The organism is Mesorhizobium sp. M7A.F.Ca.CA.003.01.2.1 (assembly GCF_003998945.1).
Taxonomy (GTDB): domain Bacteria; phylum Pseudomonadota; class Alphaproteobacteria; order Rhizobiales; family Rhizobiaceae; genus Mesorhizobium; species Mesorhizobium ciceri.
The window spans coordinates 1-3,148 of the sequence record NZ_RZRA01000690.1 but is presented as its reverse complement, the minus strand read 5'-3'; the positions used below and the strand labels follow the sequence as shown (position 1 = coordinate 3,148).

Sequence of the window (3,148 nt, the reverse complement as noted above, 5' to 3'; positions counted from 1 at the left end):
GGCATCTTCACCTTCGGCGACGATGCGAAGCAGGCCTACGACCGGATGATCCATTATGTGAACGTCGCCGAGGACTTCATTGCCGCAAGTGGCAAGCCGAAGGCGGCAAAGGCAGCCTTGCCAGCAAAGCTCGCGACGCCGGCGTCGATCGCGCCGATGCTGCGCGGCGCGGTGGCGGTAGCGCGCGGCGAAGGCCGCTTCGACCGAATGGTCAGCGATTTCCGCACTTCGCCGGCAATTGTCGATTTCATCAATTCAGCCGAGATCGCCGATTATGCCGGGCGCGGCGTCTCGACGCCCGATCTGTCGATCCGCATCAAGACCGGGCCGATGGCGCTGCCGGCGCCCGACGCGGACAAGGCCGGCGACTACAAGGCGGTGATCAAGAGCCATGTCGACGCGTTCGCCAAGGATTATCGCGCCTATTTCGAAACCAATGATGCGCTCGACGACGTCAAGCGCACCATGCTCGACCAGATGCCGCGGCTGACGCTGGTGCCCGGCCTCGGCATGTTCGGCCACGGCCGCACCCTGAAGGACGCGAAGATCGCGTCGGATGTCGGTGAGATGTGGATCGAGGCAGTGCGTGGCGCCGAGGCCGTCGGCCGGTTCCATCCGCTTTCCAAGGCCGACCTGTTCCCGCTCGAATACTGGTCGCTGGAACAGGCCAAGCTCGCCTCCAACAAGCCGAAGCCGCTGACCGGCCAGGTGGTGCTGATCACCGGCGGTGCCGGCGCGATCGGTGCAGCGACGGCAAAGCTGTTCGCCGACAATGGCGCCCATGCCGTCGTCGTCGATCTCGACGCCGAAAAAGCCGCCGATGCAGCGAAGAAAGCCGGCAACAATTCGATCGGCGTCGCCGCAGACATCACCGACCCGGCACAGGTGCGTGCCGCCTTCGACAAAGCGGTCGCCGTGTTCGGCGGTGTCGACATCCTGGTTTCCAATGCCGGCGCCGCCTGGGAAGGCCGCATCGGCGAGCTTGACGACGCGCTCCTGCGCAAGAGTTTCGAGCTCAATTTCTTCGCCCACCAATCGGTGGCGCAGAACGCCGTGCGCATCATGCTCGAACAGGGCACAGGCGGCGTGCTTCTGTTCAACACCTCCAAGCAGGCCGTCAACCCCGGCCCGAAGTTCGGCGCCTATGGCGTGCCGAAGGCGGCGACGCTGTTCCTGTCCAGGCAGTACGCGCTCGACTATGGCGCGCATGGCATCCGCTCGAACGCCGTCAACGCCGACCGCATCCGCTCGGGCCTTTTGACCGACGCCATGATTGCCAGCCGCTCAGGCGCGCGCGGCGTGTCGGAGAAGGACTACATGTCCGGCAATCTGCTCGGCCAGGAAGTGACGGCGCAGGACGTGGCGCAGGCCTTCCTGCATCATGCGCTGGCCGACCGCACCACCGCCGACGTGACGACCGTCGACGGCGGCAATATCGCGGCAGCGATGCGGTAGGGAAACCGGCCGAGACTGACGCAAAACAGGCGAAGGTATTCGGGATCTGCAGCTACAGCAGTTCTCGGATGCCTTCCCACGCCATTCTGCCCAACCGTGATTCGGCCTCGTCATTGCCGCCATGTGCATGCAATGTCGAGCGTGGTGTGTTCTCGCCAGGCAAGAGAATGCGATGCCCCGCATCCGGCGATGACACGAGATGTGTGATCTTGCCTGCTTCGCTGCGCCGCCGAACAATTTCTGTCGCGAACCATAGCGAGGGCCACAGCGCATCGTCGCCGCCTGCGACCAGCAGGATCTCGGCCGATGCGGTCTCAACGGGGATGGTCGCCGCAGCCGCTTCCTGCCTGAAGGTTTTCAAGCAATGTTCGAAGAGTCCCCTGTAGGATACCAAGCCATCCACGTATTCTGGTGTCCAGTTTGGATCCGTCGGCACAAACGGCAGGGGGATTCCGTCGAGCGACCATGAGGATCGTTCAGGCCAGCTGACGCCATCCGGGCCAGCACCAATATTTCCCCAAATCACCGATGACGGGCTGATGGCGACCACAGCGTCGATGCGCGGGTCATGGACCGCCGCAAGCAGTGAGGCCTCGGCACCCTTGGATGTGCCGACATAGACGATGCGGTGGCATCCTGTTTCAAGGAGACAATCGGTTGCCGCGAAGAAGGTTTCGAGGGGAATTTCGCATATTCCGGGAGGCTGGCCCTCACCGCCGAACCATTGCAGGGCCAAAGCCGACGAGCCCTCGTTTGCAAAGAGCCGTGCGCGCCCGACATCGACGCGGCCACTCGACCCACCCAACACCACGACACCCGTGGTGGCCTGCGGGCATCGAAACAAGGTTCCGGCGACGGCGCCGGACAGGTTTTCCTCGATTGCCGCCTGAGCTTCCATATACGCACCGAACCTTGGGCCGGAGCCTGGCGCCGGCTGCAGATATTCAGCAAAAAGGCCGCCTGCAGCAAGCGGCTGCAGGCGGCCTTCGATAGCGAAAGTTACTTGGCGTTCGGGTTCGGCATCCAGGCCGGCATCGCGACATCGGCGTGGGCGAACTGCGGCAGCTTGGCCGACAGGTCCTCCATGTTCTTGATGTCCTTGTCGATGAGGTCCTTCTGGGTGATCAGTGTCGGCGGCACGACGACGTTGTGGCCGGGGTCTTCACCGGCCAGCAGCTGTGCCAGCGCACGCACCGAGACCTGGCCGACGACGGCCGGGTTGGTCGCGGCGGTCGCGGCCCAGGCGCTGTCGGGCTCGCGCATCGCAGCGATGTCCGAGGTCGAAATGTCGGCCGAATAGATCTTGATGCCCTTGTTCAAGCCCGCTTCGTCGACAGCGATCTTCACGCCCTTGGCGAATTCGTCATAGGGAGCGAACATCACCTTGATGTCGGGATGCGCCGTCAGCACCGAACGCGCCTGGTTGGCGACGGAGTTGGCGATCGGATTGTCGAGCGTGCCGAACATCGCGACTTCCTTGATGCCGGCATATTTCTTCTTGACGTCAACCCAGGTCTCGTTGCGGCGGTCGAGCGGCGCGATGCCGGCGACATAGACATAGCCGGCATTCCAGCTCTCGCCATTGTCCTTGACCGCCTGCTCGAGCGCGAGGCGTGCCAGGTCGCGATCGGACTGTTCGATCTGCGGGATCTTGGGGTTTTCGACATTGACGTCGAAGGCCACAACCTTGATG

3 protein-coding genes are annotated in these 3,148 nt (G+C 63.5%); 1 reads left to right on the top strand and 2 read right to left on the bottom strand.

The features are described 5' to 3' along the window. On the top strand, positions 1–1,455 hold a 1,455-nt coding region (locus EN969_RS23775; protein ID WP_127419445.1), incomplete at its 5' end, for a bifunctional aldolase/short-chain dehydrogenase. A 52-nt stretch (positions 1,456–1,507) separates the two neighbouring features. Here the strand turns inward: EN969_RS23775 and EN969_RS23770 are convergent. Together EN969_RS23770 and EN969_RS23765 are read right to left on the bottom strand one after the other, a co-directional pair. Continuing rightward, positions 1,508–2,353 carry an acyl-CoA thioester hydrolase/BAAT C-terminal domain-containing protein gene (locus EN969_RS23770; RefSeq protein WP_063167608.1) on the bottom strand — a complete coding sequence of 282 codons (846 nt, stop codon included), beginning with the start codon at positions 2,351–2,353 and terminating at the stop codon, positions 1,508–1,510. A gap of 101 nt (positions 2,354–2,454) precedes the next feature. Continuing rightward, positions 2,455–3,148, bottom strand: a 694-nt coding sequence (locus EN969_RS23765; RefSeq protein ID WP_127419444.1) for a substrate-binding domain-containing protein, incomplete at its 5' end; no start/stop codon positions are given.

What these genes read in the sequence shown, in the direction of transcription:
- EN969_RS23770 (WP_063167608.1), bottom strand. Translation starts at nt 2,353, where the DNA reads ATGGAAGCTCAGGCGGCAATCGAGGAAAACCTGTCCGGCGCCGTCGCC.